Annotated in this window: 23 protein-coding genes; 12 read left to right on the top strand and 11 right to left on the bottom strand. The window is 75.9% G+C overall.

Annotation, left to right across the window (positions count from 1 at the left end; genetic code table 11):
* The first annotated feature begins 177 nt into the window (after positions 1 to 177).
* Both cbiQ and ABGB16_RS09835 read left to right on the top strand, forming a co-directional pair.
* Positions 178 to 948 carry a cobalt ECF transporter T component CbiQ gene (gene cbiQ, locus ABGB16_RS09840; protein ID WP_347667673.1) on the top strand — a complete coding sequence of 257 codons (771 nt, stop codon included), beginning with the start codon at positions 178 to 180 and terminating at the stop codon, positions 946 to 948.
* Positions 945 to 1,706, top strand: coding sequence for an ATP-binding cassette domain-containing protein (locus ABGB16_RS09835; protein WP_347667672.1), 762 nt, complete (start codon positions 945 to 947; stop codon positions 1,704 to 1,706). Before cbiQ ends, ABGB16_RS09835 begins: the two co-directional genes overlap by 4 nt.
* A 94-nt stretch (positions 1,707 to 1,800) precedes the next feature.
* On the opposite strand, the gene ABGB16_RS09830 is transcribed toward ABGB16_RS09835, so the two are convergent.
* From ABGB16_RS09830 to ABGB16_RS09815, 4 genes are read right to left on the bottom strand one after another with little or no spacing between them, the layout of a single operon-like run.
* The gene (locus ABGB16_RS09830; RefSeq protein WP_347667671.1) at positions 1,801 to 2,910 is read right to left on the bottom strand and encodes a hypothetical protein; all 1,110 of its coding nucleotides are present in this window, start codon (positions 2,908 to 2,910) and stop codon (positions 1,801 to 1,803) included.
* Positions 2,907 to 3,623: a thioredoxin domain-containing protein gene (locus ABGB16_RS09825; protein WP_347667670.1), complete on the bottom strand. Its 717-nt coding sequence runs from the start codon at positions 3,621 to 3,623 to the stop codon at positions 2,907 to 2,909. Before ABGB16_RS09825 ends, ABGB16_RS09830 begins: the two co-directional genes overlap by 4 nt.
* Positions 3,616 to 4,137: a MauE/DoxX family redox-associated membrane protein gene (locus ABGB16_RS09820; protein ID WP_347667669.1), complete on the bottom strand. Its 522-nt coding sequence runs from the start codon at positions 4,135 to 4,137 to the stop codon at positions 3,616 to 3,618. The genes ABGB16_RS09825 and ABGB16_RS09820 overlap by 8 nt, the downstream gene beginning before the upstream one ends.
* Before the next feature lie 31 nt (positions 4,138 to 4,168).
* Positions 4,169 to 4,672 carry a sigma-70 family RNA polymerase sigma factor gene (locus ABGB16_RS09815; RefSeq protein ID WP_347667752.1) on the bottom strand — a complete coding sequence of 168 codons (504 nt, stop codon included), beginning with the start codon at positions 4,670 to 4,672 and terminating at the stop codon, positions 4,169 to 4,171.
* A gap of 162 nt (positions 4,673 to 4,834) precedes the next feature.
* Here ABGB16_RS09815 and ABGB16_RS09810 point away from each other — a divergent pair, with 162 nt between their 5' ends.
* The 4 genes from ABGB16_RS09810 (at position 4,835) to ABGB16_RS09795 (ending at position 8,737) form a co-directional block, all read left to right on the top strand.
* The gene (locus tag ABGB16_RS09810; RefSeq protein ID WP_347667668.1) at positions 4,835 to 5,533 is read left to right on the top strand and encodes a zf-HC2 domain-containing protein; all 699 of its coding nucleotides are present in this window, start codon (positions 4,835 to 4,837) and stop codon (positions 5,531 to 5,533) included.
* Between the two features lie 35 nt (positions 5,534 to 5,568).
* Positions 5,569 to 7,245 (top strand): copper resistance protein CopC, encoded by a 1,677-nt coding sequence (locus ABGB16_RS09805; protein ID WP_347667667.1) that lies wholly within the window; start codon positions 5,569 to 5,571, stop codon positions 7,243 to 7,245.
* Between the two features lie 14 nt (positions 7,246 to 7,259).
* Positions 7,260 to 7,994 carry a YcnI family protein gene (locus ABGB16_RS09800; protein ID WP_347667666.1) on the top strand — a complete coding sequence of 245 codons (735 nt, stop codon included), beginning with the start codon at positions 7,260 to 7,262 and terminating at the stop codon, positions 7,992 to 7,994.
* Positions 7,995 to 8,143: 149 nt separating this feature from the next.
* Positions 8,144 to 8,737: a hypothetical protein gene (locus ABGB16_RS09795; RefSeq protein WP_347667665.1), complete on the top strand. Its 594-nt coding sequence runs from the start codon at positions 8,144 to 8,146 to the stop codon at positions 8,735 to 8,737.
* Between the two features lie 150 nt (positions 8,738 to 8,887).
* On the opposite strand, the gene ABGB16_RS09790 is transcribed toward ABGB16_RS09795, so the two are convergent.
* A complete protein-coding gene (locus tag ABGB16_RS09790) occupies positions 8,888 to 10,195 on the bottom strand; it encodes a glycosyltransferase family 87 protein (RefSeq protein WP_347667664.1) in 1,308 nt (435 codons plus the stop codon).
* A 67-nt stretch (positions 10,196 to 10,262) separates the two neighbouring features.
* On the opposite strand from ABGB16_RS09790, the gene orn reads away from it, so the two are divergent.
* Positions 10,263 to 10,859 carry an oligoribonuclease gene (gene orn / locus ABGB16_RS09785; protein WP_347667663.1) on the top strand — a complete coding sequence of 199 codons (597 nt, stop codon included), beginning with the start codon at positions 10,263 to 10,265 and terminating at the stop codon, positions 10,857 to 10,859.
* A 43-nt stretch (positions 10,860 to 10,902) separates the two neighbouring features.
* On the opposite strand, the gene ABGB16_RS09780 is transcribed toward orn, so the two are convergent.
* Positions 10,903 to 11,091, bottom strand: coding sequence for a DNA repair protein (locus ABGB16_RS09780; protein WP_347667662.1), 189 nt, complete (start codon positions 11,089 to 11,091; stop codon positions 10,903 to 10,905).
* Positions 11,092 to 11,203: 112 nt separating this feature from the next.
* Here ABGB16_RS09780 and ABGB16_RS09775 point away from each other — a divergent pair, with 112 nt between their 5' ends.
* The gene (locus ABGB16_RS09775) at positions 11,204 to 11,473 is read left to right on the top strand and encodes a GNAT family N-acetyltransferase (RefSeq protein WP_347667661.1); all 270 of its coding nucleotides are present in this window, start codon (positions 11,204 to 11,206) and stop codon (positions 11,471 to 11,473) included.
* 283 nt (positions 11,474 to 11,756) lie between these two features.
* On the opposite strand, the gene ABGB16_RS09770 is transcribed toward ABGB16_RS09775, so the two are convergent.
* Entirely contained in the window at positions 11,757 to 13,208 is a 1,452-nt protein-coding gene (locus ABGB16_RS09770; protein ID WP_347667660.1) for a glycoside hydrolase family 3 N-terminal domain-containing protein, read from the bottom strand.
* Positions 13,209 to 13,375: 167 nt separating this feature from the next.
* Between ABGB16_RS09770 and ABGB16_RS09765 the strand changes: the two genes are divergently transcribed.
* The gene (locus ABGB16_RS09765) at positions 13,376 to 14,551 is read left to right on the top strand and encodes an ROK family transcriptional regulator (RefSeq protein WP_347667659.1); all 1,176 of its coding nucleotides are present in this window, start codon (positions 13,376 to 13,378) and stop codon (positions 14,549 to 14,551) included.
* 95 nt (positions 14,552 to 14,646) lie between these two features.
* Here the strand turns inward: ABGB16_RS09765 and ABGB16_RS09760 are convergent, their stop codons facing one another.
* Together ABGB16_RS09760 and ABGB16_RS09755 are read right to left on the bottom strand one after the other, a co-directional pair.
* On the bottom strand, positions 14,647 to 15,654 hold the full coding sequence (locus ABGB16_RS09760) for an ABC transporter permease (protein ID WP_347667658.1): 1,008 nt from the start codon (positions 15,652 to 15,654) through the stop codon (positions 14,647 to 14,649).
* Positions 15,651 to 16,673 (bottom strand): ABC transporter ATP-binding protein, encoded by a 1,023-nt coding sequence (locus ABGB16_RS09755; RefSeq protein ID WP_347667657.1) that lies wholly within the window; start codon positions 16,671 to 16,673, stop codon positions 15,651 to 15,653. Before ABGB16_RS09755 ends, ABGB16_RS09760 begins: the two co-directional genes overlap by 4 nt.
* Before the next feature lie 131 nt (positions 16,674 to 16,804).
* On the opposite strand from ABGB16_RS09755, the gene ABGB16_RS09750 reads away from it, so the two are divergent.
* Entirely contained in the window at positions 16,805 to 17,596 is a 792-nt protein-coding gene (locus tag ABGB16_RS09750; protein ID WP_347667656.1) for an ABC transporter ATP-binding protein, read from the top strand.
* A gap of 71 nt (positions 17,597 to 17,667) precedes the next feature.
* Here the strand turns inward: ABGB16_RS09750 and ABGB16_RS09745 are convergent, their stop codons facing one another.
* Entirely contained in the window at positions 17,668 to 18,150 is a 483-nt protein-coding gene (locus ABGB16_RS09745) for a DUF6232 family protein (protein WP_347667655.1), read from the bottom strand.
* Between the two features lie 363 nt (positions 18,151 to 18,513).
* Positions 18,514 to 19,038 (bottom strand): DUF6232 family protein, encoded by a 525-nt coding sequence (locus ABGB16_RS09740; RefSeq protein ID WP_347667654.1) that lies wholly within the window; start codon positions 19,036 to 19,038, stop codon positions 18,514 to 18,516.
* A 97-nt stretch (positions 19,039 to 19,135) separates the two neighbouring features.
* On the opposite strand from ABGB16_RS09740, the gene ABGB16_RS09735 reads away from it, so the two are divergent.
* Entirely contained in the window at positions 19,136 to 19,909 is a 774-nt protein-coding gene (locus tag ABGB16_RS09735) for an enoyl-CoA hydratase-related protein (protein ID WP_347667653.1), read from the top strand.
* 81 nt (positions 19,910 to 19,990) lie between these two features.
* Complete coding sequence (locus ABGB16_RS09730) at positions 19,991 to 21,613, top strand: acetolactate synthase (RefSeq protein ID WP_347667652.1); 1,623 nt, start codon at positions 19,991 to 19,993, stop codon at positions 21,611 to 21,613.
* Positions 21,614 to 21,628 lie beyond the last annotated feature (15 nt).

Genomic DNA, 21,628 nt, shown 5'->3' with positions numbered 1-21,628 from the left:
AAACGGCCCAAACGGCCCAAACAGCGCGGACGGCGCAGACGGCGCAGCCGCCCCGGACGGCCCAAACGGCGCAGACGGCGCGGACGGCGCAGACGACCCGAGCGGTCGGGGCGAGGCGACCGGCGACCGGGCCGAGGCCGAGCGCGCCGCGACGGCCCGGTAGGGGCGGGTACGCCGATGGGAGCCGGACACGCCCACGTGCTCTACCGGGAGTCCGCCTCGCCGGTGCACCGCCTGCCGCCCGAGGTGAAGATCGCCGCGATGGTGCTGTTCACCCTGGCGGTGGTGGCCACCCCGCGGACGGCGTTCTGGGCCTTCGGCGGGTACGCCCTGCTGGTCGCGGCCGTGGCGGCGCTGGCCCGGGTGGGGCCGGGCTGGCTGCTGCGCCGGGCCGCGATCGAGCTGCCGTTCGTGCTGTTCGCGTTCGCGCTGCCCTTCCTCGGGGCGGGGGAGCGGGTCGAGGTGGCGGGCGTCGCGCTCTCCGTGGACGGGCTGCTCGGCGGGTGGAACATCCTCGCCAAGGGCACGCTGGGCGTACTGGCGTCGCTGCTGCTGGCGGCGACCACGACGACCCGGGACCTGATCCTCGGGCTGGACCGGCTGCGCTGCCCGCAGGTGCTCACCCAGATCGCCACGTTCATGCTCCGCTACCTGGACGTGCTGGTCGGCGAGGCCCGCCGGATGCGGGTGGCCCGGATCTCCCGGGGCGACGACCCGCGCTTCCTGTGGCAGCTGCGCGGCTTCGCCGCCGGGATCGGGGCGCTGTTCCTGCGCGCGTTCGAGCGCGGCGAGCGGGTGTACCTGGCGATGGTGTCGCGCGGCTACTCGGGCCGGATGCCGGCGGTCTGGCAGGGCGCCGGGGCGGCCACCGCCGGGCAGTGGCTGGCCGGGGCGAGCGTGCCGCTGGTCGCGGCCGGCATCGCCGCGGCCGCCGTGGTCCTGACATGATCGGGTACGTGCAGACCACGGCTGTCTCCCTCGACGTGCGCGGCGTCCGGTACGCGTACCCGGACGGGCACGTCGCCCTGCACGGGGTGGACCTGACGGTGCCGCGCGGCGAGCGGGTGGCGCTGCTCGGCCCGAACGGCGCCGGCAAGACCACCCTGGTGCTGCACCTCAACGGCATCCTCACGGCGACCGAGGGCGCGGTGAGCGTCGGCGGGCTGACGGTCAGCCGGGACCGGGACACCCTCGCGGAGGTCCGCCGCCGGGTCGGCATCGTCTTCCAGGACCCGGACGACCAGCTCTTCCTGCCCACGGTCGCCGAGGACGTGGCGTTCGGCCCGGCGAACCTGGGGCTGCGCGGCGCGGAGCTGGCGGCCCGGGTGGACGAGGCCCTGGCGGCGGTGGGGATGAGCGAGCACCGGGACCGCGCCCCGCACCACCTGTCGTTCGGGCAGCGCCGCCGGGTGGCCGTGGCCACCGTGCTGGCCATGCATCCGGAGATCCTGGTGCTCGACGAGCCCTCGTCGAACCTCGACCCGGCGGCTCGCCGGGAGCTGGCCGAGATCCTGCGCGCCCTGCCGGTGACCCTGCTGATGGTCACCCACGACCTGCCGTACGCGCTGGAGCTGTGTGAGCGTTCGGTCATCCTCGACGGCGGGCGAATCGTCGCCGACGCGCCGACCCGGGAACTGCTCGCGGACTCCGAGCTGCTGGCCCGCCACCGGCTGGAGCTGCCGTACGGCTTCGCCCCGCACCCCTGACCGGCCCGCATCCCTGACCGGCCCGCACCCCTGACCGGCCCGCACCCCTGACCGGCCCGCATCGCTGACCGGCCCGCGGACCTGACCGGGGGCGTCAGCCCGCCCCGCCGACGGCCGCAGGCGGCGCCGGGACCGGGGCGGCCGGGCGGGCGGCCCGGGCGGTGGACCGCAGGCGCAGGAGACCGGCGGCGGTGGCGCCCGCGCCCGTGGCGAGGACCAGGGTGACCAGCAGGCGGGCCACCTCGCCGGGCCAGGGGGCCGGGGGCACCGAGCGGGCGAGGGCGGCAGCGTTGGTGACGCCGACGAAGAGCGCCAGGCAGGCCCCGGCCAGCGCGAGGGCGAAGTCGGCGGCGGGGCGGCGGGCCAGCGCGTACGCGCCCGCGGCGACGGCGCCGAGGCCGGTGAGCAGCGCCCAGACGCCCCCGGTGAGCAGGCCGGCCAGCACCCCGCCGGGGCCGGCCGCGCCGGCGTCCAGTTCCCGGCCGACGGTGAGCGCGAGCGCGGCGACCCCGCCGGCCGCCAGCAGGCCGCCGACCGCGGCCAGGGCCCGTGCCCCGGCGGTGGTGCCGGCGGCCAGCAGCCCGGCGGCGGCCACCGCCAGGAAGCCCAGGGTGGCGGCCACGGACCAGGGGTACGCGTCCGGCGGCGGCACCCAGTCGAGCGTGCCGCGGATCTCCACCGGCTCGGCGCCGTCGCGCAGCGGAACGACCCAGTCCCGGACCCGCTGCTCCCGGGTCGGGTCGGCGCGTACCGACAGCGGCGGGTTCGCCTCCCGCCAGAGGGTGCGCCGGTCGTGCCAGCGGGCGGCGGGGCCGTCGTCGATCCGCCGCCAGTCCGGGGTGGCGGCCGGGTCGGCCCGGTCGGGCAGGGTGGCGTCCCCGGCGAGGGTCCGGTTCAGGTACGTCGCCGGGGAGCGGGTGTTCTCGTACACCCCGTCGGGGCCGATCCGCAGGTACGGCTCGCCGGAGTAGCCCATCACCTCGACGGGCCGGCCGGTGCGGTTGATCAGCTCCAGCCGCGCCCCCGCCTCCACCACCCGGACGGTCAGCCCGGGGCGGGCCGGGGCGACGGCGGTGACCTGCGCCCGGTAGTCGGCGCCGTTCGGGGCGTCCGCCCCGTGCGCGGCGGCCGGCGTGGCGGGGGCGAGGACGGCGGTGAGCGCGGCGGCGGTGAGCGCGGCGCGGCGCAGGGGCGCGGGGATCACTTGCCGGCCGCCGCCACGGCTGCCCGGATCCCCTCGGGGCTGCGGTCGGCGACCTCCTTGCCGTTGACCCGCACGGTCGGGGTGCCGGTGACGCCGGCCTTGCTCGCGTCCTCGGTGACGTGCTTCGTCCACGACTTGTACGTGCCGTCGGACAGGCAGGAGGCGAAGGTGTCCCGGTTCAGCCCGACGCCGGCCGCGATGTCGGCCAGCTCGGCGTCGCTCAGCCCGGCGCTGCCCTCCGGCGGCTGCCGGTCGAACAGCGCGCCCGCGTACTCGCGGAACTTCCCGCCGTTGGCGGCGCAGCCGGAGGCGGCCGAGGAGCGGGTGGAGTACTGGGTGGTGGAGTACCGGTTGAGGAAGGCGACGGGGTGGAACACCACGGTCGCCTTGCCCTCGGCGACGAGCTGCTCCACGGTCGGGCCGCTGGTCTGCTGGAACTGCTTGCAGATCGGGCAGAGGAAGTCCTCGTACAGGTCGATGACGACGGGGCCGGAGCCGTGGGCGATGCCGGTGCCGGCCACGGTGGCGCCGGGCGGGGCGGTGTAGCCGCCGCCGCGCTGGCCGGACCAGACGCCCCAGCCGATCAGGCCGGCGATCACCAGCACGGCGACCGCGGCCACGGAGGCCCAGATCGTGCGCCTGCGCCGGCGTTCGCGGGCGATCTGCTGCCGGACCACCCGGGCGGCGTCCCGCTGCCCCTTGCGACTACTCATCCTCGTCCTCCACGGGTGGGCCTGCGAGCCAGCCGTCGACCGAGACGGGGGTGCGGGGCCAGATCAGCAGGAAGCCGGCCAGCGCCAGGAAGGCGACGTCCCGGAGGATCTCCGGGAGGTAGCTCGGGGCCTGCCCGGCGGCGAGCTGCCCGCCGCTGCCGAAGCAGCCGCAGTCGATGGACAGGCCGCGCGCCCAGGCCGAGGCGATGCCGGCGACGAAGACCACCAGCAGCGCCGCCGAGACCGCGGCGGCCAGCCGGGTGGCGAGCCCGAGCAGCAGGAGCGCCCCGAGGGCCAGCTCGACGAAGGGCAGCGCCGCGCCGACCACCGTGGCGACCTCGTACGGCAGGAGCCGGTAGGCGTTGACGGCACGGCCGGACGCGGCCAGGTCCTCGGCCTTGCTGGCGCCGGCGAGCAGCCACACGGTGGCCAGCCCGAGCCGGGTGGCGACGCCGACCCAGGGCCGGACGGCGGGCCATCGGGTGGCCCGGATGCGGGATGCGGTCACGGTCATTGGTCGCCCTGCCTCCGGCGGAAGTTCCCGCTCATCCGGTCAGGGCGTCGCCGAGGGCCTCGACCAGGTCGTCGCGGGCCCGGGCGACCCGGGAGCGGATGGTGCCGACCGGCACCCCCTCCACGGTGGCGGCCTCGGCGTACGACAGGCCGAGCAGTTGGGTGAGCACGAACGCCCCGCGCCGCTCGGCGGGGAGCCGGCGCACCAGGTCGGCGGCGCCGAGCTGCCCGGCGGGGTCGGGATGCGGGCGGCCGGTGTGCCCGTCGGCGGCCAGCCGCTCGGCGAGCCGGCGGCGGCGGACCACGGTGCGCAGGTGGTCGGCGCAGGCCCGGCGGGCGATGCCGAGCAGCCAGGTACGGGCGCTGGAGCGTCCCTCGAACGCCGGCAGCGCCCGGAACGCCCGCAGGTACGTCTCCTGGGTGAGGTCGTCCGCGCTGTCCGGGTCGACCAGCGCGGCGGCGAACCGCCAGACCTCGGCCTGGGTGGCCCGGACGAAGGCGGCCTGGGCGACGGGGTCGCCGGCGCGGGCGGCCAGCGCCCACGTCGTGGCCGCCTCCCGGGCATCGGTGGTCGCCTCCCGCCCAGCGTCGGTCCCGCAGTCGGCGGGGCCGATGTCGGGACGGTCGCGCGGGACGGGGATCACGACAGTCCAGGCTACGCGGCCGGCCGGGGCCGGGAAGGGCCCTTCGGCTCTTCCATGGCGTGGCCCACTGGCGGGAACTTTCCCGTCGTCCCGGCCGACTACCCGCTCATGTCATGCGACGACGTACGCGCGGCGCTGTCGGCGCGGCTGGACGGCGAGGATCCGGGGGCGCCGTCGGCGGCGCTGGACGCGCACACCGAGGGCTGCCCGGGGTGCCGGTCCTGGCTGGCCCGCGCGGAGCAGGTGACCCGGCTCACCCGGCTGCGGGCGGTCCAGGTGCCGGACCTGACCGCCGCCGTGCTGGCGGCGGTGGCCGCCGACCGGTCCTCGGCGCGGGCCGCCGCCGCGGCGGCGGCCCGCGCCCGGCGGCAGGTGCTGCGGGTGGCGGTGGCGGTGGCGGCGGTCGCCCAGCTCGCCGTCGCGCTGCCGATCCTGCTCGCCGGGCTCGGGGTGGGCGTGGACCCGCACACCAGCCGGGAGATGGCCTCGTTCGACGTGGCGCTGGCGGTCGGCTTCGCGCTGGCCGCGTGGCGGCCCGAACGGGCCCGGGCGTTCCTGCCGGTGGCCCTGGTGCTGGCGGTCTGCCTGGCCGCGACCAGCGCGCTGGACATCGTGAACTCGACCACCGCCCTGGTGCACGAGGTCGGGCACCTGGCGGCCGTGGTCCAGGCCGGGCTGCTGTGGGCGCTCGGGCGGGTCGACGGCGCGCCGGATCGGCGCCCGGCGACGGTGGTGGCGGCGGGACGCGGGTGAGCGGGGCTCGCCGATCGGCCGGCTCGTGGGCGAGCATGGCCGGCATGACTGTTGCTGATCTCCGGCCCCTCCGCCGCCGGCTCGCCCGGGCTGGCGTGCTCGCCGGCCTGCTGGTCACCCTCCTCGGCCTGCTGCTCGGCCCGGCCACCCCGGCGAGCGCGCACGCGGTGCTGGTGAGCAGCAGCCCGGCCGCCTCGGCCGTGGTGCCGAGCGCGCCCGGCGAGGTGGTGCTGACGTTCAGCGAGCCGGTGCGGAAGGTGCCCGGGAAGATCCGGGTGATCGCCCCGGACGGCGCGCGGGCCGACCGGGGGGAGCCGTCCTTCTCGGGGACGGTGGTGACCGTGCCGGTGGACCCGTCCGCGGGGCGCGGGACGTACCTGGTCAGCTACCGGGTGATCTCGGCCGACAGTCACCCGGTCTCGGGCGCGTTCACGTATTCGGTGGGCGCGCCGTCGACGCCGCCGACGGACACGGGCACGGACAACCGGGCCGACCCGGTGGTGGCGAACGGCGTGAAGGTCGCCAAGTACCTCGGGTACGCGGGCCTGCTGCTGCTCGTCGGCCCGGCGCTGGTCCTCGGCGCGCTCTGGCCGCGCCGGCTGTCCCGGCGGGGCCCGGCCCGGCTGGCGTGGGCGGGGCTGGGCCTGCTGGCGTTCGCCACGGTCGCCGAGCTGTGGCTGCAGGTGCCGTACACGGCCGGGGGCGGGCTCCTCGACGTCGACGGGACGGGCCTGGGCACGGTGCTGGGCAGCACGTACGGGACGGCGCACCTGGTCCGGCTGGGCCTGCTGGCGGCGGCGGCGTTCCTGCTGCGGCCGCTGTTCGCCGGCCCGGTGGGCCGTACCGACGCGGTGATCCTGGCGATCCTCGGCGGCGCGGCGCTGTTCACCTGGCCGCTGGCCGGGCACCCGGCCGCATCGCCCGCCCCGGCGGTGTCGGTGGTGGCCGACGTGGTGCACCTGGGCGCCATGGCGGTCTGGCTGGGCGGCCTGGTGATGCTCGGGGGTTTCCTGCTGCGCCGCGCCGACGAGCGGGAGCTGACGGCGATCCTGCCGGTCTGGTCCCGGTGGGCCGCCCTGGCCGTGGCGGCGCTGCTGCTGGCCGGCACGGTGCAGGCGCTGATCGAGGTGGCCACCCCGGCCGCGCTGGTCGACACCACGTACGGCCGGCTGGTGCTCGCCAAGATCGGGCTGTTCGTGCTGGTGATGGCGGTCGCGGCGTACTCCCGGGCGCTGACGCGCCGGGCGGACACGGCGCGGCGGCCCCGGGCCGTGCGCCGGGCGGTCTGGGTGGAGGTGGCGATCACCGCCGTGGTGCTGGGCGTCACGGCGACCCTGGTGCAGACCACCCCGGCGCGTACCGCCGCGTCCGACGTGGCCGGCCCGGCCGCCGGGTACTTCACGGCGACCCTGTCCAGCCCGCTGTACTCCCTGCAGGTGGAGCTGGACCCGGCCCAGCGGGGCAACAACTCGCTGCACCTGTACGCGTACACCAAGGACAACCGGCCGCAGCCGGTGGTGGAGTGGAAGGCCACCGCCGCGCTGCCGTCGGCCGGGATCGAGCCGATCGAGATCCCGCTGCTGCCGCTGACCGACAACCACGCGTACGGGGACGTCAACCTGCCCGCCGCGGGGGACTGGCAGCTCCGCTTCACGGTCCGGACCTCGGACATCGACCAGGCCACGGTGAGCGCCACCGTGCCCATCCGTTAGAGAGGCAGTCGCGCATGCTCCGTTCCCGTCGTCCCGCCGCCGCCGCGCTCGCCCTGGGGGCCGTCGCCGCCGTGGTGCTCGGCATCGCCGCGCCCGCGTCGGCGCACGTATCGGTGAATCCGAAGGAGGCGACCCAGGGCGGCTACGCCCGGTTGGCGTTCCGGGTGCCGAACGAGAGCGACTCCGCGTCCACGACGAAGGTGGAGGTGGTGCTGCCGGAGAACGCGCCGGTGGGCTCGGTGTCCACGATGCCGGTGCCTGGCTGGACGGTGGCGGTGGAGAGGCGCAAGGTGGACCCGCCGGTGGAGGTGCACGGCAGTCAGGTCGCGGAGGCTGTGTCGAAGCTCACCTGGACGGCGACCGGGGACGCGGCGATCAGGCCGGGCCAGTTCCAGGAGTTCCCGGTCTCGATGGGGCCGCTGCCGCAGGTCGACACGATGGTGTTCAAGGCGCTCCAGACGTACTCCGACGGCACGGTGGTGCGCTGGATCGAGGAGCCGACGCCGGGCGCCGAGGAGCCGGAGAAGCCCGCCCCGGTGCTCACGCTGACCGCGACCGCGCCGTCGGCGGGGGCGTCCGCGCCGGCCGCCGCGCCGGTCGCCGCCACGTCCGACGACGACGGTGCCGACTCGGACGGTGGCGCGGGCACGCCGCTGGGCGTGGCGGGCCTGGTCGCCGGCCTGGCCGGCCTGGTCCTCGGCGGCCTCGCGTTCGCCCGCACCCGCCGCACCCCGACCCCGACGTCCTGACCCGCGTCCGGATCGGCCCGCCGGCGTCGCCGGCGGGCCGATCCCGTTTCCGAGGGCCGATATAGTCCGTTGCTGGTGTTATCGGATGATTGCTGGTTTTGCGCCGGTAAGGTCGGCCGGGTACCCGGCCACGGAAGGGAACGACACGGATGCGGTTCGCTCGCGCGCTCGCCGGCATGCTCCTGTTGACCATCGGTATCCCGGCGTCGCTGGCCGGTGGCGCGCTCGGAGTCGCCGCCGGCCACGGTGGTAGCGGCGTCACCGCCCGGCTCGGTGCCCTGGACCTGCGGGTACGTCCGGACGCCGACTGGCTGCCGGTGGCCGCCTGGGCCCTGGCCGGCCTGGGCGTGCTGCTGGTGGTCGCCGCCGTGCTGCTCCTGCTGCGTCCGGTGCGTCCCCGGGAGGTGGTCTTCGTGGTCGAGCCCGACCAGGTGCCGGTGCTCGCCGGCCGGCTCGGGGTGGTCTCGCTCAGCGGGCTCGGTGCCGGTGTGGAGCCCGCGTCGGCGCCCGCCCCCGAACGGCAGCTCGCGGCGGTGGGCGCCCCGGCGGCCCGGCCCCGGCCGGCCCTCGGGTCGGCGCCGTCCCGCCGCCCGGCCACCCTCGCCGACCTGGCCGCCGCCCCCGCGCGGACCCCGCCGGCCTGGCCGCCGTCGGCGCCGGAGCGCACCGCCCCGCCGGTGCGCATCGAGACCCGGCGCATCCGCCCGGCCGCGCCCGGCGTCCGCGCCCGCCAGCGCTCCTGACCCGACCGGGTGAGGGCGCCCCGAGGACGGGTGAGGGTGCCCCGAGACGGCGAGCGGCCCTCCGCGCTGCCGACGCGGAGGGCCGCCTCACCGGGGGATCGGTGCCACGGGAGATGCCCGAGATACGGGACAGATTAGCCGGAAACAGTGCTACTCGACAGGTCTGTCCAGTTGGTGCGATTTTTGCGCCGCTCGTACGGGGTGCGGGGAGTGCCAGGGAAAGCGGCGGCGCGGCGGGGCGACCGGCAGGGCCACCAGGAGCACCAGGCTCAGCAGCACGTAGGTGTTGCGGACCAGGAACTCCCCGGGCGAGTCGGTGTGCACCGGGGCCACGCCCCAGTCCTGGAACGACACGACCCCGTAGATGATCACCGCGCTGGTGAGGGCGGCGAGACCGGTCAGCCGGCGGCGCCGGCCCCCGCCCGAAGCGGCCGGGTCCGCGGCGAGCGCCGCGTCGGCGAGCGCCACCACCGCCGGGACGAACCAGTAGATGTGGTGGGTCCAGGTGATCGGGCTGACCAGCCCGCCGACCAGGCCGGTCAGGGTCAGGCCGGTGAGCGCGTCACCGGAGCGGGCGGCGCGGGCGGCCCGCCACAGCCCGTACCCCGCCACCACGGCGACCAGCGCGAGCCAGAGCGCCCGGTCCGGCTCGGCGGGCGCGGTGAACCGGCTCAGCAGCCCGAACAGGGACTGGTTACCGGTGTAGTCGGTGCGTCCCACCCGGTCGGTGGCCCACAGCTCGTGGGTCCAGAACCGCCACGAGTCGGCGGGCGCCACGGCCGCGGCGAGCAGGGTCGCCGCGGCGGCGGTCGCCGAGGCCACCCCCGCCTCCCGCCACCGCCGCGTCGCCAACAGGTAGACGACGAAGATGCCGGGGTAGAGCTTCAGCGCGGTGGCCAGCCCGACCCCCACCCCGGCCCAGCGTCGCCCCCGGGGCACGGCGAAGAGCAGGTCGGCCAGGATCAGCACGACCAGCAGCATGTTGATCTGGCCGAAGGTGATCGTCTCCCGGGTGCTCTCCACGGCGAGGACCAGCAGCACCGCGACGGTGAGGGTGAACAGCCGGGGCAGGCGGTGCCGGGCGACGACCGGCTCGACCAGCCACCGGGTGGTCGCCACCAGCCCCGCCATGGTCAGTACGGTGAAGACGGCGATCGTGACGCCCAGCGGCAGCAGCGCGAACGGGGCGAGCAGCAGGGCGCTCAACGGGGGGTACGTGAAGTAGAGCTCCCCCTGCACGCGGTCCGGCTGCACGTAGTCGTAGAGCGGGTGACCGGCGGCCCACCAGTCCATCGCCCGCATGTAGATCTTCAGGTCGAAGAAGTCGTGCACCAGCCCCGGCAGGTAGAGCGCGGGCAGTACGGCCGCCAGCGCCAGCACCGTGACCAGCCGGCGGAGCCTCCGGCCGCCCGCCTCGTCGGCGGCGACGGAAGGTGGCGCGATAGGTTCAGCTGGCACGGGAGAAACCCTAACGGTCCGCCCCGCCGACAGCGCCGAGGCACGTGGCGTGGGCTGCGCGTAGTCTGTGGCGGTGGCTGATCTTCTCGTCTGGATCGACTGTGAGATGACCGGGTTGGACCTCCGCAGGGACGCCCTGATCGAGGTCGCCGCGCTCGTCACCGACCCCGACCTCAACGTGCTCGGCGACGGAGTGGACGTGGTGATCCACGCCGACGAGGCGGCGCTGGAGGGGATGCCGGAGATCGTCCGCACCATGCACGCCAAGTCCGGGCTGACCGAGGAGGTCCGGCGCTCGACGGTCACCCTGGCCGAGGCCGAGGACATGGTGCTGGACTACGTCACCACGTACGTCAGGGACCCGCGGACCGCGCCCCTGTGCGGCAACTCGATCGCCACCGACCGGGGCTTCATCACCCGGGACATGCAGCGCCTCGACGCGCACCTGCACTATCGGATGATCGACGTCTCCTCGATCAAGGAGCTCTGCCGCCGCTGGTACCCGCGGGTGTACTTCGGACAGCCGCAGAAGGGGCTGGCCCACCGGGCGCTGGCCGACATCCGGGAGAGCATCCGGGAGTTGGAGTACTACCGGCGGGCGATCTTCGTCCCGCTGCCCGGCCCGGACATCGACGCCGCCAAGGCGATCGCCGCCCAGCTCTGATCCCGGCCCCGCCGGGGAGGCCGGTGGTGGTCGACCCGCCGGGTCAGCGGGCGTTGAGACCGGGCCGGATGGAGGCGCCGGCCGGCTGTCGGTCCAGCTCCGCCCAGGACAGCGCCGGCTCCGTCGCCCGCGCGGCGCGGGCCTCCCGGTACGGCGGCTGCGCGGGGAAGCGCGGGACGGCCCGCCACCGCTGGGCCTCCTGCTGGTACCGGTCGTCGGGCAGATTCGGCATGACCCTACCGTCCCAAAAGAAGTTGTACATGTATGGAAATAGATATGACGCAGCGTCGATGCGTCAGGTTCCCGCCGCCGGCAGTCGGACGACGGACCGGCAGCCATCGGTGATGGTCTGTACGTCTACCCGCCCGCTGGCCGGCGCGGCGATCAAGCGGCACGACGCCCACGGGCACGAACTGGCCGTGGGCACCGTCCCGGCGGCCCGGGGTCGGGGCCTGGCCCGTCGGCTGGTCGCCCGGGCCGCCCGGCGGGTGCTGGACGAGGGCGCCGTGCCGACGTACCGGCACGACCCGGCCAACGTGGCGTCGGCGCGGGTCGCGGCGGCGGCCGGCTTCCCCGACCGGGGCTGGTGGTCGTACATGGTCTACCCGGCGTGAGCGGCGCCGCCGGGGCGGACGGCGGCGGAGCGCGAACCGTGGACCCCGGGCCGGATCCACGGTCCGCAGCCTTCCCCAGGCCCGCCGTGCGGCGGCCGGCCGCTCACGTCGGTCGCCGTTCCCGCCCATGACGCTACGTATTAATGGTGGGGCGGGCAAGACGTGGACGGCCGGTCGGCGGTGTCGAAAAGTGGACCTGACCTGCGGCGGAGCGGGATCTGGCGGTCCGGCGGGGCGGTGACCCGGCGTGCGCTCGTCCCCGAACCCGAGCGCACACCGAGGGTCAGCCGGCGAGCCCGAGCGCCTCCGCGGCGGCCCGCCCGTTGGCGTGGCTGGCCCCGTACGTGGTGACGAAGGCCCGGGCGCGGGTGGGCCGCCACCCACCCGGCCACCCCATCTCGACCACCGTCACCGGGTGCGCGGCGGCCAGCGCCTCGATCAGCTCGGCGCCGCCGGGCAGCCGGTGCAGGTGCCGGCCGACCAGCACGATCGGCCGGGACCCGGCGAGCCGGCGCAGGGCCGCCGGGTCGGTCTCGGCGGCCACCACCCGGATCTCCTCCAGCCCGGCCAGGTGCGGGCCGAGGCCCCACGGCACGCGGCCCTCGGCGATCGTGGACGTGGCGTGCAACTGCACCACGAGCGGCCGGTCCAGCCCGGCGACGTCGCCCTCGACGCGTACGGCGCGGCGGGCGGCCGCGTACCCGAGGTCGGTGGTGGCGGGGGGCGGCGTGCCGGTGGCCCGGGTCCAGGCGGCGAGCGCCGCGGCCCGGCCGGCGGCCTCCTCCACCCGGGCCCGGTCCAGCCGGCCGTCGCCGAGCGCGCCGACGATCTCGGCGGCGACCCGCTCGACCAGTTCGGCGTCGATCTGCGCGCCGATGCAGAGCAGGTCCGCGCCGGCGGCCAGCGCACGGACCGCGGCCGGGCCGACGCCGCCGGCGGCCAGCGCCGCGCCCTTCATCTCCAGCGCGTCGGTGATGATCGTGCCGGTGAAGCCGTACTCGCGGCGCAGCAGGTCGACCAGGACCGCGCGGCTGAAGGTGGCCGGACCGTCGCCGGTCAGCGCCGGCACCCGGATGTGCGCCGTCATGATCGAGCGCACCCCGGCGGCGATCACGGCGGCGAACGGGGGCAGGTCGCGCTCGCGCAGCACCGTGGGCGGCACGTCGACGGTGGGCAGCTCGTGGTGGGAGTCGGCGACTGTCGCGCCGTGGCCGGGGAAGTGCTTGGCGCAGGCGGCCACCCCGACCGACTGGAGGCCCGCGACGGCGGCGGCGGAGTGGGCGGCCACCCGCTCCGGGTCGGCGCCGAACGAGCGGGTGCCGATCACCGGGTTCTCGTCGGCGGTGTTCACGTCGACGGTCGGCGCGAGGTCGACGGTGATCCCCAGGACGGCCAGCTCGGCCCCGATCGCCGTGTAGACCCGCTCGGTCAGGGCCAGGTCGTCGACCGCGCCGAGCGCCGCGTTGCCCGGGTACGGGCTGCCGGTGGCGTGGGCGAGCCGGGTGACGTCGCCGCCCTCCTCGTCGATCGCGATCAGCACGTCGGCCCGGGCCGCGCGCAGCGCGGCGGTGCTCGCCGCCACCTGGGCCGGGTCGTGCACGTTCGTGCCGAACAGGGTGTGCCCGGCCAGGCCCTCGCCCACCAGGTCGACGGCCCAGTCGGGCGGGACCGGCCCCGGATACGCGGCCAGCAGGGTGCCCAGCGCGAGCCGGCGCAGGCCTGGATCGAGCGCCACGAGATCTCCCATCCTCGTGCCCGCGGGGCACGAACGTCGTACCGGTGGGACGCGGGCCCGTGCCCGGTCGTCCGACCACCCCGCTTCCGGGCTGCCGTTACGCTTGCGGGCACCCGTCCGCAGGTCGGTGTGGGTCAGGAAAGCTTTCGGAAAACAGAGGACCTGGCATGAGTGCGACCCGGCTGCCCGGCACCCCCCGCCTGTTGCGGGCGCTCAACGACCGCGCGGCGCTGGAGCTGCTGCTGGAGCAGGGGCCGCTCACCCGGGCCCGGCTCGGCGAGCTGACCGGGCTGTCCAAGGTCACCGCCTCCCAGCTGGTGGAGCGGCTGGAGGAGCGCGGCCTGGTCGCCCGGGTCGGCGAGCAGGCCGGCGGGCGGGGCCCGAACGCCCAGCTCTACGCCGTCCGGCCGGGCAGCGCGTACGTGGTCGGGGTCGACGCGGACGCGGAGCGGGTGGTGGCGGCCTGCGCCGACATCACGGGCGAGGTGGTCGGTCGGGTCGAGCAGTCCACCCGGGACACCGACGACCCCGTCGGCGTCGTGCACAACGCCGTGGTCCAGGCCGCGAGCAGCGCGGGCGTGGAGCTGTCCGGCGTGCGCCGGGTGGTGCTGGGCACGCCCGGCCTGGTGGATCCGGGCACCGGGGACATCACCTTCGCGTTCAACCTGCCGCGCTGGCACCGGGGCCTGCTCGCCGCGCTGCGCGAGGACCTGGACACCCCGGTCGTCTTCGCCAACGACGTGAACCTGGCCGCCGTCGCCGAGGCGCAGTCCGGCGCGGCCCGGGAGATGAGCGACTTCGTGCTGGTCTGGGTGGGCGCGGGCGTCGGCCTGGCGATCGTGCTGGGTGGCCGGCTGCACCACGGCAGCAGCGGCGCGGCGGGTGAGATCGGGTACCTCCCGGTGCCCGGCGTGCCGATCCCCCGGGACGTCTCGCGCCGCGCCAAGCCGGCCTTCCAGCAGTTGGTCGGCGGGCAGGCGGTGCTCGCCGTGGCCCGGGAGCACGGCTTCGCCGCCGCGACGGCCGCCGACGCGGTACGCGACGCGATCGCCGCCGGCACCGCGGGCGGCCCGATGCTCGACGAGTTGGCCCGCCGGCTGGCCCTCGGCGTGGCGAGCACGTGCGTGGTGCTCGACCCGCCGCTGGTGGTGCTGGCCGGCGAGGTGGGGCAGGCCGGCGGCGCGGCGCTGGCCGAGCGGGTGCAGCACGAGGTGGCCGCGATCACGCTGGTCCGCCCGCGGGTGGTGCCGACCGGGCTCACCGAGGAGCCGATCCTGCGCGGCGCGCTGCGCACCGCCCTCGACGCGGTGCGGGACGAGGTGTTCGGCAGCACCGTGGGCTGACGGCCCGCCCGATCCGCTTCCCTCCGCCACGTGAAGGAATTCTTCGCCAGTGCCCGGGATGCTGCAAGGAGTTGCCGCATCCCGGGCGCGGCGGTTCAGATCAGGTCGCGGCGGCGGAACGCGGCGAACGCGGCCAGCGTCAACGTGCCGGCCAGCGCCAGCAGTACGGCCAGGCCGTGGCCCCAGCCGAGCTGGTAGCTGCTGCCGCAGAAGCCGGCGCTGTCCTGGCAGGTGCTGGCCTCGATGATCTGGACCTCCCCGGTCAGCCAGGCGTCCAGGTAGGTGGAGAGCATCCAGTTCGCCGAGCGGGGCGCGTTGATCACCTCCATCACCACCCGCAGGCCCAGCTCCCACACCACCGCGTACGCGGTCACCGCGCCCAGCGCCGCCGCCGTGCGGCGGCCCAGCGTGGCGATGGCGAAGCCGACCGCCGCCGCCAGCAGGACCAGCACCAGCCCGCGGAGCCAGATCAGCCCCAGCGACGGCCAGAAGTCCCCGCCCGTCGCCCCGGGCAGGCCGGCGAGCTGCCCGATCAGCCAGAACGTCCCCAGGTACGCGGCCGTCGCCAGCACGGTCAGCAGCGCCAGGGCGCCGAGCAGCGTGCCCAGCTTCGCGCCGAGCACGGCGAGCCGCCGGGGCCGCCAGATCAGCAGGCTGACCACCCCGCCGCTGGCGATGTCCGCCCCGATGTACGACGCGCCGACCAGGAAGCCGAAGAGCACCAGGAACGCGACCAGGAAGTACAGCAGCGGCCGGGCCTCGTTGGCGAAGGTGAACACCCCCGCGAGGTGGTCCGTGGCCACCGGCAGCCGATCCCGGCGGGCCGGGTCGAACGCCGAGCAGTCGTCCGGGTAGGACTCGGCCTCCTCGGGCGGCAGGCTGCCCTGGACGGCGGTCACGCACCTGCGGTACTCGTCCTCCAGGGCCTGCCGCTGCTCGGCCGCCGCCCGCTCGGCGGCGACCACCTCGTCCGGCGCCGGCTGGTGCGAGCTGACCAGCGTCGTCATCGCGGTCACGGCGGACGCCAGCACCAGCAGCACCAGCATGAGCTGGACGAAGCGGCGCGCGCCCAGGCGCTCCAGCTCGGCACGTACCAGGTTCACGCCCCCGCCTCCCGGTTCGCGTCGACGGTCACGTCGAGGTCGACGAGCCGGCCCCCGTCGGGGCCGGGCAGGCCCGCGTCGCCCGCCTGCCGGGGCAGTCCCGGGCGGTCGGCGTCGCCGGTCAGCTCCAGGAACACGCTCTCCAGGTCGGGGCGCAGCGGGACCAGCTCACGGACCCACAGGCCCTGCTCGCCGAGCAGGCGGCTGATCTCACCGCCGTCCGGCTCGCCGCCGACGACCAGGTGCCCGGCGCGCTCGTCGACGGCCAGCCCGGCCTGGCGCAGCAGGGCCGCCGCCCGGTCCGGCTCCGGCACCCCGACCCGCCACTCGTGCTGGTCATGGCCGGCCAGTACCTGCTCCACCGGGCCCGCCGCCACGCGCCGGCCCGCGGAGATGATCGTGACGTGGTCGCAGATCAACTGGATCTCGCCGAGGATGTGGCTGGAGAGCAGCACCGTGATCCCGGCGGCGGCCAGGTCCCGCATCAGGTCCCGCATCTCCCGGATGCCGGCCGGGTCGAGCCCGTTGGCCGGCTCGTCGAGGATCAGCAGCTCGGGCTCCTTGAGCAGGGCCGAGGCCACCGCCAGCCGCTGCCGCATGCCGAGCGAGTAGCCCTTGACCTGGTCCTGGCCCCGGCCGCGCAGCCCCACCTGCTCCAGCACCTCGTCCACCCGGCGCGTCGGCACCCCGCCGGCCAGGGCGAGCAGCCGCAGTGTCCGGTGCCCGCTGAAGTTGCCGAAGAACTGCGGGGTCTCCACGATCGCGCCGACCCGGCCCGCCACCCGCGCCTGGTGCCGGGGAACGTCCTCCCCGAACAGCCGCATCCGGCCGCCGTCCGCGCGGACCAGCCCGAGCAGCGCACGCAGCGTGGTGGTCTTGCCCGAACCGTTCGGGCCGAGGAAACCGTGGATCTCACCCTGCCCGACCAGCAGGTCGAAGCCGTCGACGGCCACCTGGTAGCTCCGGTACGGGCCGTGGAACGTCTTGCGCAGCCCTTCGATCTCGATGACCGCGCTCACCCGAGACGCCCCCGGTTGCGATGCGGCATGTGTGTCCTCCCCCGTACGGTGACCAACGACACGGCGCTCCACCCTATGGGCTGGACACCGCCCATGGGGGACGGCGCAGCGGTGCGTGGTTGGATGGGCAGGTGATTGGTGACGATCTGGTGGTCAGCCTGGACGGCGTCGGCGTACGCCGGTCCGGCACCGCGCTGCTGCACGACGTGGACTGGCGGGTCGAGCTGGACGAGCGCTGGGTCGTGCTGGGCCCGAACGGCGCCGGCAAGTCCACCCTGCTCAACCTGGCCGCCGGCCGGCTGTACCCGACCACCGGCGTCGCGCACGTGCTCGGCGAGCGGATCGGCCGTACCGACGTCAACGAGCTGCGCACGCGCATCGGCCTGTCCACCGCCACGCTCGCCGAGCGCCTGCCCGCCGAGGAGCGGGTCAGCGACGTCGTCGTCACGGCCGCCTGGTCCGTCGTCGGGCGCTGGCGGGAGAGCTACGACCGCACCGACGAGGCCCGCGCCCGCGCCCTGCTCGGCCAGCTCGGCATCGGCCACCTCGCCGACCGCGCGTACGGCACGCTCTCCGAGGGGGAGCGCAAGCGCGTCCAGATCGCCCGGGCGCTGATGACCGACCCCGAGCTGCTGCTGCTGGACGAGCCGGCGGCCGGGCTCGACCTGGGCGGGCGGGAGGACCTGGTGGCCCGGCTGGCCGAGCTGGCGTACGACCCGGACGCGCCGGCCCTGGTCCTGGTCACCCACCACGTCGAGGAGATCCCGCCGGGCTTCACCCACGCGCTGCTGCTGCGCGAGGGCGGAGTGGTGGCCCAGGGGCTGCTCGGCGACACGCTCACCGCCGACAATCTCTCCAAGACCTTCGGCCTGCCGCTGACCGTCGAGCGTTCCGGCGACCGCTGGACCGCCCGCGCCGCCTGAGGAGGGCGGGGACGGCACGCCGGCGCGGCGCCCCCGTCAGCCGGCGACCTCGGCGGCGCCCGACGCCGGGATCACCGGTACTCGCCGTGCTGCTCCACCGCGCGCTGCACCGCCCGGTAGATCTGCCCGAACCGCAGGGCGTCCGGGGTGCGCAGCAGCATCTCCTCCCGGCCGTGGTGCTGCACCCACAGCTCGTGCACCCGGCTGCCCCGCTCGTACGACCGGTCGAGCCAGCCCAGCGGCACCTCCAGGAACGGGACCAGGGCCAGCGCGCCGACGGCGCACGCGGCCAGCACGAGCAGGGCCAGGGTCCAGTTGCCGCGGTCCTGCGCCGACCAGGCGAGCGACACCACGCAGACCAGGGCCACCAGCGGGGGCAGCGACAGCAGCAGCACCAGCACGCCCCGGCCCAGCACCCGGCCCCGTACGGCCAGGGTGGTGCGGCCGCGCGCGTGCCAGACGTACGTGACGTCCGCGATCCGGACGGCATGGCCGCCCGCCCGGATCGACTCGGAGGTCACCTGCACCGCGTCGTCCCGGTAATAGATGGCCATCACTAAGCCTAACCGGCCGCGCCCCCGTGGCGCGCCCGCCGATTGCCCGGCCCCAGGTAGTCGCAGCGGGGCGCTGTGGAGCTGCCCCGCCTGTGCGCCCAGGTGCCGGCGGCAATGAATGCGGTGCCCCGACCCCGGCTTGGCCCGCGGCGGGGCGACCCCCGCCTGACCCGCGGCGGGGTGACCCCCGGTGCCAGCGGCGGATTTCCAGTGGTGCGCGGCCAGCGGTCAGGGGCGTGCCCCGTCTGTGCGGGCAGCTCCACAGTGCGGCGCGCGGTGTGGTCCGGGTCCCTCCGGCCGCGAGGGCTGCGACGGCTGCGACGGTCGCGAGGGCTGCGACCGCCGCGACCGCCGCGACCGCCGCTACGGCCTGCTGCGGGGCCTGGTGATGTTGCCCGACGAGCCGATCGCATGCTGCGGCCGGCGGGTCGGCGGCGAGTCCGCCTCCACCGCCCGCTGCACGGCCCGGTAGATCTGGCCGAAGCGCAGCGCGTCGCCCGTGCGCAGCAGCCGTACCGGCCGGCCGCGCCAGCGGACCCACAGCTCCAGTTGCCGGCTGCCCCGGGCGTACGAGCGGTCCAGGTGCTCGAAGAGGAAGTCGGCCACCGGCCCGACGGCGAGCCCGACCAGCACCGACGCCCCGACGATGGCGACCGTCACGGTCGCCGAGCGGTGCAGCCACAGCGCCAGCGCCACCCCGAGCCCGGCGGCGACGAGCGGGCCGGCCAGCGCGGCGCCGATCGCGCCCCGGCCGGCGACCACCCGCCAGGAGCGGCTGCCCCGGTGGTGCCAGACCGCGCCGATCTCGGCCAGCGGGTACGTCTGACCGTCCACCCGCAGCGCGGCCGAGGTGACCTGCACCGACCTGTCGTCGTAGTACGTGACCATGCTGGACTCCCGGTGACGGGGCGAACACCAGACTACTTTCCCCAACGACCCGGGCCGTATGGTTGGCACGCGACTTCGACGAGGAAGTGAGGGCGGCGTGAGCGAGTTCGTGCGGCTGGAGACCAAGGACGGCATCGGCACCATCCGGCTGGAGCGGCCGCCGATGAACGCGTTGAACAAGCAGGTGCAGGAGGAGCTGCGCGCCGCCGCGGCCGAGGCCGCCGCCGACCCCGAGGTCCGCGCCGTGATCGTGTACGGCGGGGAGAAGGTCTTCGCCGCCGGCGCGGACATCAAGGAGATGGCCGACATGTCCTACGTGGACATGGCCGAGCGGGCCGCCGACCTGTCCAGCGCGCTCGGCGCGTTCGCCCGGGTCCCCAAGCCGGTGGTCGCCGCGATCACCGGGTACGCCCTCGGTGGCGGCTGCGAGCTGGCCCTGGCCTGCGACTGGCGGGTGGTGGCCGAGGATGCCAAGCTCGGCCAGCCGGAGATCAAGCTGGGCATCATCCCGGGCGCGGGCGGCACCCAGCGGCTCGCCCGCCTCGTCGGGCCGGCCCGCGCGAAGGACCTGATCATGTCGGGCCGGATGGTGGACGCCCAGGAGGCGCTGCGGATCGGCCTCGCCGACCGGGTCGTGCCGGCCGCCGAGGTGTACGCGGCGGCCGTCGAGCTGGTGACGCCGTACCTGACCGGCCCGGTGCAGGCGCTGCGCGCGGCGAAGCTCGCGGTCGACGGCGGCCTGGACATGGACCTGAACTCGGGCCTGGCCTGGGAGAGCCAGCTCTTCGCGGCGCTGTTCGCCACCGACGACCGGCGCGAGGGCATGGCCGCGTTCGTGGAGAAGCGCAAGCCGGGCTTCACCGGCCGCTGAATCCGGGCCGATCGACGGCTGTTCACGTATTCCTGACCGGCCGGTAACGTCGGGGCCCGGCAACCGACGAGGGGAGCGGCGATGACGGAACGGGTCGAGGGGCACGGCGGGGAGCTGGCGCTCGCGGCGCTGCGCGCGCACGGCGTACGGGAGATGTTCACCCTCTCCGGCGGGCACGTCTTCCCGCTCTACGACGCCGCGCACTCCGCGGGCTTCCCGCTGTACGACGTCCGGCACGAGCAGTCCGCGGTCTTCGCGGCCGAGGCGGTCGCCAAGCTCCAGCGCCGCCCCGGCCTCGCCGTGCTCACCGCCGGCCCCGGCGTCACCAACGGCGTCTCCGGGCTGACCAGCGCCTTCTTCAACGCCTCGCCGGTGCTGGTGCTCGGGGGCCGGGCGCCGCAGTTCCGCTGGGGCTCCGGCAGCCTCCAGGAGATGGACCACCTGCCGCTGGTGGCTCCGGTCACCAAGCACGCCGAGACGGTGTTCAGCGCCGACGACATCCCCCGCGCGGTCAGCGCCGCGCTCACCACCGCGCTCACCCCGCACCGCGGCCCGGTCTTCCTCGACCTCCCGCTGGAGGCGGTGTTCTCGGCCGGCGACGCCGAGCTGCCGGCGGTGGCCCCGGTCGCCCCGGTCGAGGCCGACCCGGACGAGGTGGCCAGGGCCGCCGGTCTCGTCGCCGGCGCGGCCCGCCCGGTGATCGTCGCCGGCTCCGACGTGTACGCCGGGGACGCCGTCGAGGCCCTGCGGGCCGCGGCCGAGGCGCTGCGGGTGCCGGTCTTCACCAACGGGATGGGCCGCGGGGCGCTGCCCCCGGAGCATCCGCTGGCGTTCGCCAAGGCCCGTCGGGTCGCCCTGCGGAACGCGGACGTGGTCGTGGTGGTCGGCACCCCGCTGGACTTCCGGCTCTCGTTCGGCGACTTCGGCGACGCGCGGGTGGTGCACGTCGTGGACGCGCCGAGCCAGCGCGCCACCCACGTCCAGCCGGCCGCCGCCCCGGCCGGCGATCTGCGGCTGATCCTCACCGCGTTCGCCGACCACCGCGGCGACCGGGCCGACCACGCCGACTGGATCGCCCAACTGCGCACGGCCGAGGACGCCGCGAAGGCGCGCGACGCCGAGGAGATGACCGCCGAGACCGACCCGATCCGCCCGGCCCGGGTCTACGGCGAGCTGCGCCGCGTGCTCGCTCCGGACGCCATCACCATCGGCGACGGTGGCGACTTCGTGTCGTACGCGGGGAAGTACCTGGAGCCGGCGCAGCCGGGCACCTGGCTCGACCCCGGCCCGTACGGCTGCCTCGGCACCGGCATGGGCTACGCCATGGGGGCCCGGGTCAGCCACCCGGACCGGCAGATCTGCGTGCTGATGGGCGACGGCGCGGCCGGGTTCTCGCTGATGGACGTCGAGTCCCTCGTCCGGCAGAAGCTGCCGGTGGTGATCGTGGTCGGCAACAACGGCATCTGGGGCCTGGAGAAGCACCCGATGCGGGCCATGTACGGCTACGACGTCGCGGCCGACCTCCAGCCCGGGCTGCGCTACGACAAGGTCGTCGAGGCGCTCGGCGGTGCGGGCGAGACGGTCGAGAAGGCCGCGGATCTCGCACCCGCCCTGGAGCGGGCGTTCGCCTCCGGGGTGCCGTACCTGGTCAACGTGCTGACCGACCCGGCCGACGCGTACCCGCGCTCGTCCAACCTGGCCTGACGCGGCGCCCGCGGC

The sequence above is a fragment of the Micromonospora sp. B11E3 genome (assembly GCF_039871625.1).
Taxonomy (GTDB): domain Bacteria; phylum Actinomycetota; class Actinomycetes; order Mycobacteriales; family Micromonosporaceae; genus Micromonospora.
The sequence above is the reverse complement of the archived record's forward strand: the minus strand, read 5'-3'. Positions and strand labels throughout refer to the sequence as shown.

Bases quoted from the DNA above. Each gene is read 5' to 3' on its own strand.
- cbiQ (WP_347667673.1), top strand. From the start codon at position 178: ATGGGAGCCGGACACGCCCACGTGCTCTACCGGGAGTCCGCCTCGCCG.
- ABGB16_RS09835 (WP_347667672.1), top strand. From the start codon at position 945: ATGATCGGGTACGTGCAGACCACGGCTGTCTCCCTCGACGTGCGCGGC.
- ABGB16_RS09825 (WP_347667670.1), bottom strand. From the start codon at position 3,623: ATGAGTAGTCGCAAGGGGCAGCGGGACGCCGCCCGGGTGGTCCGGCAG.
- ABGB16_RS09820 (WP_347667669.1), bottom strand. From the start codon at position 4,137: ATGACCGTGACCGCATCCCGCATCCGGGCCACCCGATGGCCCGCCGTC.
- ABGB16_RS09810 (WP_347667668.1), top strand. From the start codon at position 4,835: ATGGCGTGGCCCACTGGCGGGAACTTTCCCGTCGTCCCGGCCGACTAC.
- ABGB16_RS09805 (WP_347667667.1), top strand. From the start codon at position 5,569: ATGGCCGGCATGACTGTTGCTGATCTCCGGCCCCTCCGCCGCCGGCTC.
- ABGB16_RS09800 (WP_347667666.1), top strand. From the start codon at position 7,260: ATGCTCCGTTCCCGTCGTCCCGCCGCCGCCGCGCTCGCCCTGGGGGCC.
- ABGB16_RS09795 (WP_347667665.1), top strand. From the start codon at position 8,144: ATGCGGTTCGCTCGCGCGCTCGCCGGCATGCTCCTGTTGACCATCGGT.
- ABGB16_RS09780 (WP_347667662.1), bottom strand. From the start codon at position 11,091: ATGCCGAATCTGCCCGACGACCGGTACCAGCAGGAGGCCCAGCGGTGG.
- ABGB16_RS09775 (WP_347667661.1), top strand. From the start codon at position 11,204: ATGGTCTGTACGTCTACCCGCCCGCTGGCCGGCGCGGCGATCAAGCGG.
- ABGB16_RS09765 (WP_347667659.1), top strand. From the start codon at position 13,376: ATGAGTGCGACCCGGCTGCCCGGCACCCCCCGCCTGTTGCGGGCGCTC.
- ABGB16_RS09745 (WP_347667655.1), bottom strand. From the start codon at position 18,150: ATGGCCATCTATTACCGGGACGACGCGGTGCAGGTGACCTCCGAGTCG.
- ABGB16_RS09740 (WP_347667654.1), bottom strand. From the start codon at position 19,038: ATGGTCACGTACTACGACGACAGGTCGGTGCAGGTCACCTCGGCCGCG.
- ABGB16_RS09730 (WP_347667652.1), top strand. From the start codon at position 19,991: ATGACGGAACGGGTCGAGGGGCACGGCGGGGAGCTGGCGCTCGCGGCG.